Source organism: Hymenobacter profundi (genome assembly GCF_019334315.1).
Lineage (GTDB): Bacteria > Bacteroidota > Bacteroidia > Cytophagales > Hymenobacteraceae > Hymenobacter > Hymenobacter profundi.
On record NZ_JAHWGL010000018.1, the window covers coordinates 1 to 15,595 of the forward strand.

General features: G+C 56.6%; 13 protein-coding genes. 6 read left to right on the plus strand and 7 right to left on the minus strand.

Annotated elements, in window-relative coordinates:
* A partial coding sequence (locus KYK14_RS06785; protein WP_219158006.1) for a LysM peptidoglycan-binding domain-containing protein occupies positions 1 to 1,825 on the minus strand: 1,825 nt, incomplete at its 3' end.
* Positions 1,826 to 1,984: 159 nt separating this feature from the next.
* Complete coding sequence (locus KYK14_RS06790) at positions 1,985 to 4,831, minus strand: TonB-dependent receptor (RefSeq protein WP_219158007.1); 2,847 nt, start codon at positions 4,829 to 4,831, stop codon at positions 1,985 to 1,987.
* A gap of 218 nt (positions 4,832 to 5,049) precedes the next feature.
* Here KYK14_RS06790 and KYK14_RS06795 point away from each other — a divergent pair, with 218 nt between their 5' ends.
* The 6 genes from KYK14_RS06795 (at position 5,050) to KYK14_RS06820 (ending at position 10,939) form a co-directional block, all read left to right on the plus strand.
* Positions 5,050 to 5,523 carry a LysR family transcriptional regulator gene (locus tag KYK14_RS06795; protein ID WP_219158009.1) on the plus strand — a complete coding sequence of 158 codons (474 nt, stop codon included), beginning with the start codon at positions 5,050 to 5,052 and terminating at the stop codon, positions 5,521 to 5,523.
* Positions 5,524 to 5,912: 389 nt separating this feature from the next.
* Entirely contained in the window at positions 5,913 to 6,995 is a 1,083-nt protein-coding gene (locus KYK14_RS06800; protein ID WP_219158011.1) for a DegT/DnrJ/EryC1/StrS family aminotransferase, read from the plus strand.
* An 85-nt stretch (positions 6,996 to 7,080) separates the two neighbouring features.
* Entirely contained in the window at positions 7,081 to 8,544 is a 1,464-nt protein-coding gene (locus KYK14_RS06805) for a lipopolysaccharide biosynthesis protein (protein WP_219158013.1), read from the plus strand.
* 64 nt (positions 8,545 to 8,608) lie between these two features.
* On the plus strand, positions 8,609 to 9,319 hold the full coding sequence (locus KYK14_RS06810) for a WbqC family protein (RefSeq protein WP_219158015.1): 711 nt from the start codon (positions 8,609 to 8,611) through the stop codon (positions 9,317 to 9,319).
* Positions 9,316 to 9,969 (plus strand): LbetaH domain-containing protein, encoded by a 654-nt coding sequence (locus KYK14_RS06815; protein WP_185281157.1) that lies wholly within the window; start codon positions 9,316 to 9,318, stop codon positions 9,967 to 9,969. Before KYK14_RS06810 ends, KYK14_RS06815 begins: the two co-directional genes overlap by 4 nt.
* Positions 9,959 to 10,939: a glycosyltransferase family 2 protein gene (locus KYK14_RS06820; protein WP_219158016.1), complete on the plus strand. Its 981-nt coding sequence runs from the start codon at positions 9,959 to 9,961 to the stop codon at positions 10,937 to 10,939. The genes KYK14_RS06815 and KYK14_RS06820 overlap by 11 nt, the downstream gene beginning before the upstream one ends.
* A 96-nt stretch (positions 10,940 to 11,035) precedes the next feature.
* Here the strand turns inward: KYK14_RS06820 and KYK14_RS06825 are convergent, their stop codons facing one another.
* From KYK14_RS06825 to KYK14_RS06845, 5 genes are all read right to left on the minus strand, one after another.
* A complete protein-coding gene (locus tag KYK14_RS06825) occupies positions 11,036 to 11,674 on the minus strand; it encodes an O-methyltransferase (RefSeq protein ID WP_219158018.1) in 639 nt (212 codons plus the stop codon).
* A complete protein-coding gene (locus KYK14_RS06830) occupies positions 11,671 to 12,438 on the minus strand; it encodes a DUF4184 family protein (protein WP_219158020.1) in 768 nt (255 codons plus the stop codon). The genes KYK14_RS06825 and KYK14_RS06830 overlap by 4 nt, the downstream gene beginning before the upstream one ends.
* A 54-nt stretch (positions 12,439 to 12,492) precedes the next feature.
* Positions 12,493 to 12,933, minus strand: a complete 441-nt coding sequence (locus tag KYK14_RS06835; protein WP_208308865.1) for a YDG/SRA domain-containing protein — start codon at positions 12,931 to 12,933, stop codon at positions 12,493 to 12,495.
* Positions 12,934 to 13,044: 111 nt separating this feature from the next.
* Positions 13,045 to 14,277, minus strand: coding sequence for a M16 family metallopeptidase (locus KYK14_RS06840; RefSeq protein WP_208308866.1), 1,233 nt, complete (start codon positions 14,275 to 14,277; stop codon positions 13,045 to 13,047).
* A gap of 167 nt (positions 14,278 to 14,444) precedes the next feature.
* Positions 14,445 to 15,509 carry a glycosyltransferase family 9 protein gene (locus tag KYK14_RS06845; RefSeq protein ID WP_219158021.1) on the minus strand — a complete coding sequence of 355 codons (1,065 nt, stop codon included), beginning with the start codon at positions 15,507 to 15,509 and terminating at the stop codon, positions 14,445 to 14,447.
* Positions 15,510 to 15,595: the final 86 nt, after the last annotated feature.

The window sequence follows — 15,595 nt, forward strand, 5'->3', positions numbered from 1 at the left end:
GCTGCTGGCCGATTTTTAGAGATGGGTTCAGGGGTAGGCCGTTCCAGGCTTCCAGGTCGCGGGGGCTGATGTGGTAGAGGCGGGCAATACCGTAGAGCGTTTCCTTGGTGCGTACCGTGTGTAGGCCGTTCGGCGGAATGGCAGCAGGTGTGGCAGGCGCCGCCATCACGGGGTAGGGGGCAGCGGCCGGCGCAGCGGGAGCCTCCTCAGTAGCTGTTGCCGTAGCAGGGGTAGGGGAGTTGCTGGCTACCGGCGCTGGAGTGGTAGGGCGGGCAGGAGCCGGCCGGTATACGTTACGCGGGGCTGCCGGAGCTGCTGGGGCTGAGCTGGCTGCGGCGGGCATGACCGCGGTATCTGCTACGCCAGTGGTAGCAACTTCGTCGTTCAGCATAGCAGCCGTGTCGGCGGGAGCAGACGCAACTACGGGTGCTGGTGCTGGAGCCGGAGCGGCGGGCTGGGTAGAAGGTGGGAACGTTTTGGTAGACGGCACAGGGGCTGGACCAGGTGCGGCCAGGGTAGCGCGCGTTGGGCGGGCAAAAGCTGCCAGTGCCGCTTCGTTCTGTACCGTTTTGTACTCCACGGGCACGTCGCGGGGGCGGGTGTGCTGGAGCCACAGCACACGGCCAGGGCGCAACTCCTCGTTGCGGGCCATGCGGTTTTTGCTCAGAATAGAACGCACCCGTATGCCGTATTGCTGCGAAATGGTGGTGATGCTCTCGTTGGGCTGCGCTACGTGGTATTCTACGGCCGCTTTATCGCGCTTTTTCTGCACGAAGTAGGGCTGGCCAGCCACCACATTATCAAACGCATAGAGGTCATTATAACGCATGAAGCGGCGCAGCTTCATATCGGCACGCTGAGCCAGGGTCTCCTTGGTTTCGCTGGGTAGGGCAATGAGAGCCCGCAGCCCGTTGATGAGCACAAAGCCGGGGTGGCGCGGGTCGGGGGTAGGCTGGGCCGAAAGAGGGGCCGTGGAGGCCACCGGCTGCTGGGCGGCCAGGGTAGCCAGCTGGGTAGGGTCGGTGATGGGCACCAGCACGGTATACACTTTGTCCGACGGCACGGCCGAGGCTAGCAGCCAGCGGTTGTGCTTGGCTAGTTCCTCGGGCGTAGTCTGAAAGCTGGCGGCCATAGCAGCCAGCGGCTGACCCGCAACAGCCGGAAACTCCTGCAACGCCAGCGCGGGGTTGCCATTCAGCCCCACGGCCTGCTCAAAGGCTATCTTATGCGCCAGAAACGTGATGATGTACGGGTGCGAGCGTTCAGTCACCTCCATCTCGGTGGCTGCGGCGTCGGTGGGTAGGGTATAGGGCTTGGTGCCTCCAATGCCTAGGTTGTAGCTCAGCAGCACATCCAGCCAGTTATGGAAAGCGTTGTGGCTGCGTTTGAAGTACTTGGCTGCCGCGTGCGAGGCCGTGACAATGTGCTTGCGCTCGTCTACCTGGTCATTCATCAACAGGCCGAAGTCCGTGGCTGCCTCGCGCTTGAACTGCCAGTAGCCCACCGCGTCGTGGATGCTCTGCGCATCGCCCTGCAAGCCGCTTTCCTGCAACGCCAGGTAGCGAAAATCCAGCGGCACGCCTTCCTCCTGAAATACCCGGTCGATGATGGGAAAATACGCATCGGCCAGCAGCACGCGGGCCTGAAACGAGGCGGGGTGGCTGCGCAACGCATCTACTTTCTGCTGCACGGCGCGCTGGCCGCCGTTGCTGAGGCGCAGGGTAAGGTTGGCAAACGGTAGGGTAGCGGGCACCGAAGGGCTACCCGACTGTGCCGCCACCAGCAAGGGCAACAGGCACAGCAACAAAGCAAAAAGTCGTTTCATGGGCTACTACAGGGGCGCGCCGGACTGGTGGCGGCCCATCCAACCCCAAAATAGGCGAAAAAATCCGGGTTGGATGCAGACAATGGTAGTGCCTGTATCGAAGCAAGCAGGCCCGAAAAAAAACGGTGGTCATACAAACCACCGTTTTTCACGCAACTATTAGTTCGATGGCCTGCCACCACCGCCGGGCGGCCGACCACCAGCAGGACGACTACCGCCACCCGACGGACGACCACCTCCGCGGAAATCACCTCTACCCTCGCGGCCGCCCTCAGTAGGCATGTTCACGTTGCCACGGCGCAGGTTGTAGGTAAACATCAGCATGAAATACTGTTGCAGGTTGTTGGTTACCACCCGCTCGTTGTAGGCCACCGTGATGTTGTTTTGAATGCTCTGGTTTTGCTTCAGAATATCAAAGGCATACAGCTTAATCTCGCCGCGCTGGCCGGGTAGGATGCGCTTGCCGATGCTGGCATTCCAGAGCAAATACTGCTGGCTGGCCGCCGACAACCCCTGGTTGTACTGATGCGTCACGTTGGTTTGCAGGTTGATGCCCGGCCCAAACGTCCAGCTCAGGCGCACCGAGCTATTTTGCACATAATAGTTGGTGTTGAGGCGCACGTTGGTAGTGTTGCGTGCATACGTCAGCCGGCCATCCGTCGAAACCGTGAAATCGAGCGTGGTGCTGATATTGCTGCTCAGCGTGATGCCCAGTCCTACGTTCGGCGACTTTGAGTAGTTCAACACCCCGTTGTTGATGCCCGGCGTGCGCGAGTAGCCCACCGAGCCGTTGAGGTTCAGGTTGGTTTTGATGAAGTTCAGCGGCAAACCATAATTGCTGAACGCCCGCACCGAAAATTGTTGACCCAGGTTCACGGGGCGCGTGAGCTGCCCGCCCAGGGGTAGGGCCACCTCGCCACCGTTGATGGTCAATACCGTGTCGCGGGGCGTTACGAAGGTGCTGTTGGTGATGTAATCGTCGGTAATGGTGCCAAATATGCCAGCAAAAAAGGAGGTCGATTTTTCGGGCTTCGAGGCTGAGTAGCGTAGCGCCAATACGTGCTGGTATTGCTGGCGCAGGTTGGGATTACCGGTGGTCAGCTGGAGCGGATTGGCGTTGTTTACTACCTCCTGTAGCTGCCCAATGCCAGGCGCCGACGTGCGGCCGTTGTAGTTCAGGCGTAGGTTTTTCTCCCGCGAGAAGCGATACCGCACCTGCGCGTTGGGCAGAATATTATAGAACGTGCGGTTGATGCCCGGCCCGGCCGGAAACCGCTGGTCGCTGTCGAGGTCGGCCTTCTGGGCCGTTACGCCCGCCGAGGCTTGCAGCGTTTCGGTCTGGTGGCGGTAGCTGGCGCCTATTCCCTGCGTGAGGTAGGTATTGGTGAAAACGTTGCTCAGGCCTGCATTGATGTCGGAGTAAGCATTGTCGGTCTCCGAGAAATCGTAGGTTTTCTTGTCCGAGTCGTTGGGCGTGTAGGCCACGTTGTAGTTGAACTGCAACAGGTCCTTTTTGCTCAGCGGCTCCGTGTATGATACGCCCGAGTTTAGCTCCCAGCCTTGCTGGTTGAGGGTAGCATACTGGTCCAGCACCGTCGTATCCGAGAGGGAGTAGAGGTTGCTGTTGCCGTCTTTGCTGTTATAGTTGGCGTTGAGGTCCAGCGAAATCGTGCGACCGGCCTTGGCAAAGCGGTGGCGATACAGCAGTTGGTTGGATGAGTTGATGCCGGTGAGGCGCGAACGATAATCCGTCGATACCACGCCCCGCGGCACGTCGCCTACCAGGGTCTGGCCGTCCAGCGTACTATTGCCGGTGTTCTGCTGAAACGACAGGCGCGGAATAAACAGAATAGAATTGGCTGAGTCGATCTTGTGCTCCAGGCGCAGGTTTGCGCGGTGGTTGATGTTGCGACTGTTGACGAAAGAGTTTTCGAGGTAGCGTTGGTTTTGGGTAGCGTACTGGCGGTCGGTGCTGCTAGTAATGCGGTTATTAGTCTGATTGAAAAAGTAGCTGCCCGTCACCTGCGTTTTCTTACCCCATTGGTCGGAGTAGTTGAGGCCCACCGCATTAGTCGTGGAGATGCCCCCGCCTTGCGGCACCAGAAAATTTCCCCCGCCACCACCGCCGCGGCCCCCACGCCCGCCACCGCCGGCCCCTACCAGATCGGCCGAGGCAAAGTTCTGCATGTTGATGTTGTTGGACTGCGCCACCAGCGAAATGCGCTGGTCGCCGTTAAAGCTGTTCACGCTCACGCTGGCCTGGTAGCGCTCCGGTCCGGCCCCCAGCACTAGGCGTCCAAACTGCCCCTTGCGGTACTGCGGCTTGGTTACGATGTTGATGGTTTTCTGCGTGTTGCCGTCGTTGAAGCCCGAAAACTGCGACTGCTCACTCTGGCGGTCAAACACTTCAATCTTATCAATAATCTCAGCCGGAATATTTTTCATGGCCGCGTCGGGGTCGGTGCCGAAAAACTCCTTGCCGTCCACCAAAATCTTCTGCACCTGCTCGCCCTGCGCGTTCACCTTGCCATCTTGCACCGTAATGCCGGGCATTTTGGTCACTAGGTCGCGGGCGTCAGCGTCGGGGTTGGTCTTGAAGGCGTTGGCATTGTACTGGGCCGTGTCGCCTTTTTGCACGGCGGCGGGCGTTTTGCCTACCACTTCCACGCCCTTCAGCGTAATTCCACCGGCCTGTAAGGGTAGCGTGCCCAGCGTCCGGTTTGTTTGCGTAAGCTGCACCTGCCGCCGGATGGTCTGATAGCCCAGAAACGACACGGCCAAAATGTAGCGCCCGGCAGGCACATCGGCTATGCTGAAGTTGCCTTCCGTATCTACGGCCGCGCCGCGCCGCACCGAGTCGGGCACCTGAATCAGCACCACGTTGGCCCCAATCAGCGGTGATTTGTCGGCGGCATCTTCCACTCGGCCGGTTACTGGCAAGGTGGTCTGGGCCAAGGCGGAGCCGCTGAGCAGCAATAAGATAACGAAGAGAAAAAGTCGTTGCATATAGAGTAGGTAGCGGCTTATTGGACGAAGGTAGAGGGGGCGGGTTTAAGCCTTTGGCCTGTACTCTGCTGGAACTCTGCGGTTCGCCCGGAAATATCTATTAACTGGCAAAAGAGGCCGACGAAATATTCTGCTGAAACATCAGTGCTGAAGCAGACTCCGAAGCGTGCCGGAAGTTGCAGAGCGGTTTCTTCGAAGCACTCCTTTACTTTACATCTATGCCCGATTTTCGCCTTCGCGTTTTCCTGACGGTTGCCCGCCATTTAAGCTTCACCAAGGCTGCCCAAGAGTTATTTATTTCTCAGCCTGCCGTTACTAAGCACGTGCGGGAATTGGAGCGTGCCTATGGGCAACGATTGTTTGAGCGGCGCGGCAGCCGCATTCGCCTCACCGAGGCCGGCCAGGCGCTGCTGACCCATGCTACCGCCGTGGAACAGCTAGACGAACAGCTCCATCAACCCCTCCTAACCCTGCGCGATACTGAAAGTGGCCGCTTGCGCCTAGGCGCAAGCACTACCCTCATGCAATATGTGCTGCCACGCCTGCTGCCCAGGTTCCAGGCGCGCTACTCCAATGTGATGCTCAGCCTGCGCAACAGGAACGCCGAGCAGATTGCCGAGGCCCTACTCGATGGCCAAATTGACCTGGGCTTTGTGGATGGCCGCAGCAAAAGCCGCGACCTACATTTATAGATGCCTGATGCGCTTGTGCTGCACGAACACGCTTGCTTTAGAATAGCATAATGGCACTCAGCAACTACCTGTTTCAACAAATTCCTTTTTCTAAAACGTTGGTAAGCAGGGGTATTTGCTTAATGAGATTGTCTGCCAGTCTGAAATAGAACAGGGCCTTTTCGGTCTAGTCCTGTCTTGCAGAAAGGGGCCAACTTCTGTGTAGTAAAGTCGTTATAGTCTCTACTGTGTTATATTTGTATAATAATGGTTATAAAAAATATAATTATTACATTAATTCACCAACGTTGGCATTTGAACGAATCCAGCGTTGCACCAGCATAGAACAAGCATAAGCATCTTCGGATAGAAGAATTCCTGTTTTGCCTGCTGGTTGAAAAAACTCCTACATGATAAATGTTACAAAGCCTTTTCTGCCGCCTCAAGAGGAATACGACCACTACCTGCGGGGAATTTGGTCGAGAAAATGGCTGACTAACAATGGTCCGTTAGTCAATGAGCTGGAGCTTACGCTAAAAAACTATTTTGGCGTGCCACACTTGTTCTACGTGACCAATGGCACCATTGCTTTGCAGCTGGCTATTAAAGCGTTAGATCTGCAGGGGGAAGTTATTACCACCCCGTTTTCTTTCGTTGCCACCACCAGCAGCATTGTGTGGGAGGGGTGTACCCCGGTCTTTGTCGACATCGACCCCGCCACGTATAATATTGATCCAGCGCTGATTGAGGCCGCCATTACGCCCCAAACCACGGCCATTCTGGCTACGCACGTGTTTGGCAATCCGTGTGCCGCGAAGGAAATAGGCGCAATAGCCGCCAAGCACAAGCTGCGCGTGATTTACGATGCAGCCCACGCGTTTGGCACCCAGTATCAGGGGCGCTCTGTACTGCATCAGGGCGACATCAGCACCTTGAGCTTCCACTCCACCAAATTGTTCCACACCATTGAAGGTGGCGCGCTCATCACGCACGACGCGGGCTTGGCCAACAAAATTGCGCACATGCGCAACTTCGGCTTCCATGGCCCCGAAACGTTCCAGGGGGTAGGCATCAACGGCAAGAACAGCGAGTTTCACGCCGCCATGGGTTTGTGCAACCTTAAGTACGTGCAGCAAATCCTGGATCGGCGGCATGAACTGACCGAGGTCTACCACCGCATGCTGAAGTCTTTGCAGGTAGGCAAGCCTTTCCTGCACCCCAATGCCGGCTTCAACTACGCCTACTACCCGGTTGTGTTTGAAAGTGAGGCGGTTTTGTTGCGAATGATTGATGCCATGCACGGCGTGTACGTCTACCCCCGGCGGTATTTCTACCCCTCCCTGGAAAAGCTGAGCTACGTGCGGCCCGGCCAGGAGATGCATGTATCTTCCGATATTGCCTCCCGCGTGCTGTGCCTCCCGCTGTACCACGAGCTATCGGTGGAGGAAGTGAAGATGATTTGTCGGGCCATTCTTCGCGCTGAACGGTATTGAGGGCGGCCTACCCAAAACGGCGGCGGTTAGCTAGGCCAACTTCCCCGGCGCTTTTACTGGTTGGTAGCAAACTTTCCGCGGCTTTATGAAGGAAAAAACCCTAAAAGACCGCGCGGCCGTCAGCATGGTATGGCTCACGGGGGAGCGATTCGGGAGCCTGATCAGTGATTTTCTGATTTCCGTTTTCCTCGCCCGAATCCTGGGGCCCAGTGAGTTCGGCCTGATAGCCATGGTAGCGGTTTTCATTGCCCTGTTGCAGCCGTTTACGGATGCGGGCCTGGGTAGCGCGCTGCTTCGGAAAAAAGACGCCACTCCCGAAGATTACGACACCGTGTTCTGGAGCAATCTGGGCTTGTCTGTTGCCGCCTACGCCATTGTGTTTGCCTGCGCGCCGCTGGTGGCGCAGTTTTACAAGCAGCCGTTGCTCACGGACATTATCCGAGTATTGGGCATCAGCTTGATGCTGAACTCGTTGAACATCGTGCAGAACATCCGGCTGACGAAGCTGCTGGATTTTCGCACCATCAGCCTCCGCTCGCTGGTCAGTAATATTCTCTCCGGCGGTATTGGGTTGTATTTGGCCTATCGTGGGTGGAGCTACTGGGCACTGGTGATGCGGCAACTGCTCAACGCGCTCATTACCAATGTGCTGTATTGGGCGGCGCGGGCGTGGTTTCCGTCGTTTAATTTCTCTACGGCTTCGTTCAAGGATTTCTTCGGGTTCGGCTCCAAAATGCTGCTTTCCAGCCTGCTCGATACGGGTTTTCGCAACATATATCCGTTGCTGATCGGTAAGTTCTACTCGGCTTCTGCGCTGGGGTTCTACAACCGCGCCGTGAACCTGAAAGACATTCCGCAGACCCTGGTTTCGCAGGTCACCGGCCGGGTTTCCTACCCCGTTCTGATTGAGTTGCAGGACGACCCGCCCCGGTTGACGCAAGCCTACAAGCGCCTCATGCAGCTAGTGTCGTTTGCCTACTTCCCGATTCTGATGGGCCTGATGGGCCTGAGCAAGAGCGTGATACTGGTGCTGTTTACGGACAAATGGGCCAGCGCCATTCCCCTGCTGCAAGGCCTTGCGTTCGTGGGCTTGCTCTACCCCATTCACGCCCTGAACCTGAATATCCTGACGCTCAAAAAACGGTCTGATTTATTTCTCGTTCTCGAGATAATCAAGAAGGCATTGACGGTGGTGTTCCTGCTGCTCACCTATCGGTGGGGCGTGATGGGCCTGATCTACGGGCAAATTGCCTTGTCATTCGTGGCCCTGATAATCAATACGCATTACTCCAAGCAGCTGATTGCGTACGGCTTTGCGCATCAGCTGCGCGACTTGCTACCTAGTTTCTGCACATCGCTTGCTATGGGCATGGCCCTGCTGTGGGGTAGTGAGCAGCTACAGGTTTTCACTTGGTGGACCTTACTGATGTGGGTCGTAGTGGGCGGGGCCATTTACCTCACGCTGTCGGCCATCTTCAACCGGAAAAACCTGCGCTACCTATACGATTTCTCCAGGGAGAAGTACCTCACCATGCGGATGGCCGGTTGAAGGCTGCTTCGCTCCACCGCCAGAAGTCGCCCGCCTACCTACCCAGCCCAAATTAGTCTAGCCTATGAAAGTCGCCATCATGCAGCCGTATTTATTCCCCTACATCGGGTACTTCCAGCTGCTGGCCGCGGCCGACTTATTCGTGGTGTACGACGACGTGCACTACATCAAAAAAGGGTGGATCAACCGCAACCGCATTCTGCTACACGGAGCCGAGCATCTATTTACGTTGCCCTGCCTGAATGCCAGCCAAAACAAGCTCATTAATGAGGTAGAGGTAGACTGGGCAAGCAAAGAGGTGCGCAAAGTGCGCCTGACCATGGAAACGGCCTATCGGAAAGCGCCTTTTTTCGAACAGGTATACCCGTTGGTGCAACACGTATTGGAGGGTAGCGGCCCCGCTACCATTGCGGAGGTAGCTACCCACAGCATCCGGGCTGTGTGCGCCTACCTTGGCATTGATACGCCGATTGTCACCAGCTCGCAGCAGCCCTACCACAACACCCACCTCAGCAAAGGTGCCCGGCTGGTGGATATCGTGCAGCAAGAGGGCGGCGACCAGTACCTGAACCCCATCGGCGGCGAGGCGCTCTACACCAAAGAGTTATTTGCTGAGCACGGCATTGCGCTGCACTTCGTGAAATCCCTACCTATCCGGTACGCGCAACCCGTGCCAGACAACGGGTTTGTGCCCTGGCTTTCCATCCTGGATGTGCTGATGTACAACGAGAAAGAGACAGTTACAGCCTTTATACAAGACTACGAACTCCTATGAAAAACGTACTAATACTAGGCGGGCAGGGTAATGCCTCCGTTATTGGCAATGCCATATTGGATGCGGCCCAGCGGGGTAGCCAGGAATACCAGTTTTGCGGCTACGTAAACGACCGGGACGGTTGCGAAGAAATAGAAGGCTACCCCGTGAAGGGCGGGCTTCAGGACATTCCGCGTCTGCTGGAAGAAGGCTACTATTTCCTCAACACGATTTATAAGATAGACGGGCAGCGCGAGCGAATTGCGTTGTTCGAGTCGCTGAACATACCGGATGACCGGCTCGCTACCTTCGTGCACCCGACGGCTTATATCGCCGCCAACGTAGAGTTGGGGCCGGGGTGCGTGGTGATGCCCCACGCCATTATCTCGACCAGCGTGAAGCTGGGCAAGTGCACCCGCGTGATGATTGGGGCCATTGTCAGTCACAATTGCACCATTGGCGCCCACACGTTTGTGGCGGCCGGCTCTTGCTCGGGCTCCAACTTGCAGGTAGGCGAAGGCGTGCACATCAGCATGAACGCCACGGTGCGGGAGTTTCTGACCATCGGCAATTACTCTACCCTGGCCATGGGCAGTGTGCTGCTGAAGGATGTAGGCGAGCTGGAAATCTGGGCCGGTAACCCAGCTAAAATGCTGCGCAATGCACAGTGAGGTGCCGCTGGTAAGCGTGCGGGTCATTACCTACAACCACGGGCGCTTTCTGCGGGAGTGCCTGGATGGGATTATGGCCCAGGAAACGTCCTTCCCCTTTGAAGTGGTAATCGGGGAAGATTGCAGCACCGACAACACCCGCCAGATTTGCCAGGAGTTTCAGGCGCGTTACCCTGATACCATCAGGCTGCTGCTGCACGCGCAAAACGTAGGTGCGCAGGCCAACGCCCGGCTGGCCCGCGAGGCCTGTGCCGGCAAATACATTGCGTTCTGCGAGGGTGATGACTACTGGACCGACCCCACCAAGCTCCAGCAGCAGGTAGACTTCCTGGAGGCAAATCCGGCCTACGTGCTGTGCTTCCACAACTGCTGGATGAAGTTTGAGCAGCAGCCAGACCGGGAAATGGAGCTGTTTCATGACTACACCAAAGCCGACTACGCCATTCCGGACCTCATTGGAAAGTGGCTTATCCCTACTGCTTCCGTTGTATTTCGCAACCACCTCTTCACCGAGTATCCCGAGTGGCTGCGCAACGCGGTGGTAGGCGACACACCCTTTTATATTCTACTAGCTTCTTTTGGCTCGCTGAAACTAGTACCAGGTATTATGGCTGTATACCGTCGGCACGATGGGGGCGCCACTAACTTGCTACACGGATATCGCTACTGGGAGCGTATGATAGAATTGTATTGTGCTATAAATGAACATTTTAAACATCGGTACAGTAAAGAGATAATACCCGTTCTAAAGTGGTTTCACTACAAGCTAACTCAACTGGCCTTGCAAGACAACGACTTTGAAAAATATCGACATTATGCACAGCGCTCTTTGCTCTTTAACACAAAGATGTTGCTACGTTACCAGCATATCGGCATATTTCACTATCGTATTGCTTTCATGGGCCTGACAGCTATAAGTCCTCTATTTTTCAAAGTACGTGTCCAGCGACAAGTGCAAAATAAAGCGTAATAAAAGGCCTGGAATGCTCTGAAAGCAGTGATAGTCAGGACTAACTTTCATTGCTAGAGCTGACCTCAGGTTTCGACCTGCTTTTACGTCCATAAACTACCGCTTGCGCACTAGCAGGAGCCCGTCGCGCAAGGGTAGGAACACGTTTTCCACCCGCTCGTCCTGCTGCACCTTATCGTTGAAGGCACGCACGGCCCAGGCGTCTTTGTCGCCGGCCTTGATGGGGTAGGAGGATAGGACCTTGCCGCTCCAGAATACGTTGTCGATCAGGATAAAACCGCCCGGCCGTACTTGTGGGAGCACCAGCTCGTAATAGGCGTCGTTATTGATTTTATCGGCGTCGATAAACACCATATCCCACTCGCCGGGTAGGGTAGGGAGTATTTCCAGCGCTTTTCCGATGTGCAGGTGTACTTGGTTGCTGAGGCCGGCCTCGGCCACGTAGCGCCGAATGCGAGTTTCCAGCTCGGGGTTTTGCTCCACGGTGTGCAGCTCGCCGTCGGCGGGTAGGCCCTCGGCCAGGCAGAGAGCCGAGTAGCCCGTAAACGTGCCCAGTTCCAGCACCCGCTGCGGCCGGATCATGTGGCTGAGCATACTCAGCAACCGGCCCTGCAAGTGGCCTGACAGCATCCGGGGAGCCAGCACCTGCACGTGTGTTTCGCGGTTGAGGCGAGCTAGCAAAGGCGTTTCGGGGGAGGTGTGGGCTTCGGCGTAGAGGTCGGTTTCGTCGGTCATGAAGAAGGATAGGCGGTTTGCTCGGCGGGCCAGTCGTTGCGGAGTAGCCGTACGAAGGCCGAAGTAAGCACCACGGCCAGCACACTCGCGCTGATGCTTCCCACCAGCCCCGAAATAATGAAATTCATGCCGTAGTGATGGTGGCTGTACCAGGCAAAAATCAGCACAAACATACTGAACAACGTAGCGGTAATCAGCCAGAAAACAGCTTGCTGGCGGGTAGACACGCGCGGCGGCCGACGCGTAACCGGCAGCTGCCACACAAACCACAGCACTATCAGCACGCCTACCAGCGACGAGCCGTATTGCAGCCACACAAACAGCGGCCGGTTGTGCACAGTATCAATCAGAAAGGGGAGTTGGTGGGCAATGCGACCCCGCGTGTGTGTCACGCCATCCCACACCAGGTGCGACCCGGCACCAGTAATAATAGCCAGAAGCAAACGCAGACTCCATAGGTTGCTGAGCGGCCAACGCTGGGCGGCAAAGCGCCCAAATCGGCGGCGCAGAAAAACCGGCATGCTGCGTACTAGCGGCCGTTTCACCAACCCATGAAATAAGCTGGTGAGCACCAGCGCTAAGGGCAAGTCAAGCACAAAAATGCCCACCGTAGAGTGCCCAAACCCGCCGCCCGGCCGCAGCCGCAGGAAATATTCAAAATCGGGCGACATGCTGCCCAGAATCAGGCCCGTAGCAGACAGCCAGCGGCGGCTTTTATACAGCAGTGGTACTACAATAGCCGGGTGAGCAAGGGTAAACGGCATACAGGCGGAGGGTAGGACAGCAAGGCTGTAATAAGCCCGCAAAGTAACACGCAATCAGGTAGGGAAGGGGACCAGATGAAATTTCAACACCTGAAAGCCGGCTTTGCCTTGGGCGAAATAATGCTTTGTGACGCGGAATAATCCCTCGTAGCGAAACATCTCCCTACCCTCGTGCCTCACCTTATGTAGCACCCGTACGGGCCGGCCGGTTTCTTGGCTGCGACGCAGGGCTAGGTTACGCCCTGTCATTTCCTGGTTGGTCACCTGTCGACCAGTGCGTAGGTCGCGTCCGCCGCTGCCGGAATAGATGATTTCCTCCTCCGCAAACTCATCATCCTCGTACGCGCCAGCCAGCACAATCGAGTCAGCGCCTTCGGCTTGCGTGCCGCTTACGCCCGCCCGCCGTGGCCGGTGCATTCCTACCAGCGACAATGCTAAGCGGTTCTCAAATAAGTCGCCCGGCCGGTAGGAAGCAATGTGGCCGAAAATAGGCATGCTAATAAGTTGGTAAAGGGGTAAAAAGGTGGCTGTCTTAAAACGGCTGTCATCCTGAGCTTGCGAAGGACCTTATCACGCTAGAACGATAGACGTCCTGCCGTGATCACCCTACTCAGGCACGTACTGCAACACGCTCAAGTTATCCTCTCGCAGCACATCGTTGGCCATATCCAGCAACTCCGTAGCGGTGATAGTGCGCACCCGATCAAAGATTTCGGTGATGGGCTCCACGCGGTTCAGGTCCAGCGTACTCTTGGCGAGGAGCTGCATCAGGCCGCCGTTGCTTTCTTCGGCCATGGCCAATTGGCCCATGAGCTGCTCTTTGGCAGTGTGTAGCTGCAAGCCGCCGAGCGGCTTTTCACGCAGCCTTTTCAGTTCCTTTTGCACCAAGCCAATAGTACGGTTTACCTGCTTTTTCTCGGTGCCGAAGTAGATACCGAACATGCCCGTATCGGTGTAAGGCGAGTAAGTGGAGTCGATGGCGTAGACCAAGCCGAACTTCTCGCGCACACCCAGGTTCAGACGTGAGTTCATGCCGGGACCGCCCAGCACGTTGTTGAGCAGGAAAAATGGAATCCGGCGGTCATCATCAATAGCATAGGCCGGGCCACCAATGAGGCAGTGCGCCTGCGTGATAGGCTTACGCTCCAGCAGCTCGCGGCGCTGGTAGCCAGCAAAGCTGGTGCGGGGCCGGTCGCCCAGTTGGGCAGGTAGGGGCGCCAGGTATTTCTCGGCTAGGCGCTTCACCTCCTTAAATGGCAGGTTACTCACGGAACTGAACACCAGCCGGTCGGTGCGCACATTTTCGCTCAGGAACTGCCGGAAATCAGCCTGCTGGAAGCTGCTCACGCTCTGGCGTGTGCCTAGGATGTTGTGCCCTAGGGCATGCTGCCCAAAAATTACCTCGTCAAAATCATCAATAATAGCATCGTCGGGCGCGTCGAGGTACATCGACATTTCTTCCAAGATCACGCCGCGCTCCTTCTCGATTTCTTTCTCAGGGAATACTGAGTGGAAGGTGAGGTCAGTCAGCAGCTCGAAGGCCCGCTCGAAATGCGTGCTGAGCAGCGAGGCGTAGAAGCAGATTTTTTCCTTGGTGGTGTAGGCATTCAGCTCGCCGCCAACGGTTTCAAGGCGGTTGAGAATGTGGAAGCTCTTGCGGCGCTCAGTGCCTTTAAAGGCCATGTGCTCCCAGAAGTGCGCTAAGCCCTGCTGCTCGGGGCGCTCATCGCGCGAGCCAATATCAAGCAGAAAGCCGCAGTGCGCGATTTTAGTGTGAGGTACCTGTTTATGGAGTACCCGAATGCCGTTGGGCAGTTCGAGCAAATCGTAGTCGAGCATTCGTCGGGAAAAGCAGAAAAGTAGAAAGGCAAAAACCCCGGCGGGCCGGGGTAGGGGCCGGCCGGGCTACTATAACAGCCAAGCCCGGTGCGTAGTTGCAAAGGTACGTGCTGCATGAGGGCAACGTACAAAAAGAGCAACAAAAGCCAACGAAATACGCCGCTGCCTTAAGCCCGCATCAACTCGCGATATACCACTTCCTGGGGCGCGACCATACGCTTCAGCCGTTCTGCCTCGGCCAGTGGGGCCAACAGTTGGGCTGTGCCGATGCCCCGGCCGCACAGAAAATGCGTGAGCGGGCATTGGGCATACCCCGTCACGTCGCAGGAGCGGCACTCTAGGTCTGCTGCCGACTCCACCACCCAGGCCTGTGGGCTGAGCGGCCCGAAGCCGAAGGTGGGTGCCGTAGAGCAGTACACCGCGCAGGTAGGCGCCGCCACCGCCGAGCACAGGTGCAGCATGGCCGAATCGAGCACGTAGTTGAGTACGGCCCCGCGTAGCAGCGCCGCCGTAGCCAGCACCGATAACCGCCCGGCCAGATTAACAACTCCCGAACGGTGGCTACGTGCGGCTAGCTCCGCGCACAAGGCGGCGTCGTCGGTAGTACCTACCAAGTATACTGGGTAGCAGGAGGGTAGGGCGGCCAGCAGCTTCAGCCATTGCTCGGTGGGCAGCTGCCGGGTGCGCTGGTCGGCGCCGGGTGCCAGGCACAAGTAGTTACCCGACAGCGTATAGGGCATGGCTGCCTCCACATCGGCGAGGGTAGGGTAGAGGCGTGGCAGCGTGAGGGGCGTGTAGGCGGGTGGAGCCAGCAGTTGCAGGTTGCGCGCCACCTCGTGCGTATCAGTTGCAATGAAATACGGAACGGCCCGCGTGAAGCCCGTAGATAACGGATTTTTAGTAAATCCAATTCTTTCCTCGGCGCCAGAAAAAGCGGTTAGCAAGCCTGTGGCTGTAGAGTGCTGTAAATTAATGACCCGGTGGTAGTTAACCGCCCTGATCTGCCGCAGTAGCTGATGGGCAACGGGTAGTTTAATCTGTGATTTTTCTACTGTAAGTATCTGATTTATAAAAGGATGATTTTGTAACACATTAGTGTGTTCTTGCTGAATCAATACATCTAAAATACTGGTTGGTTCTATCAGGCGAAGGTATTCGATTAGAGCTGTGAGCAGAATAACATCAGCTAACGAGCCAGTTTGAATAAGTAGGGTAGAGCGGTTAGGGAGCATTGCTGTATCGGAAAAAGCCAACTGTATAGAAAAGCAACTTTATTGGTATAGTGCAAAATGACGGCCAAATTTTATTCCTTCCCTTA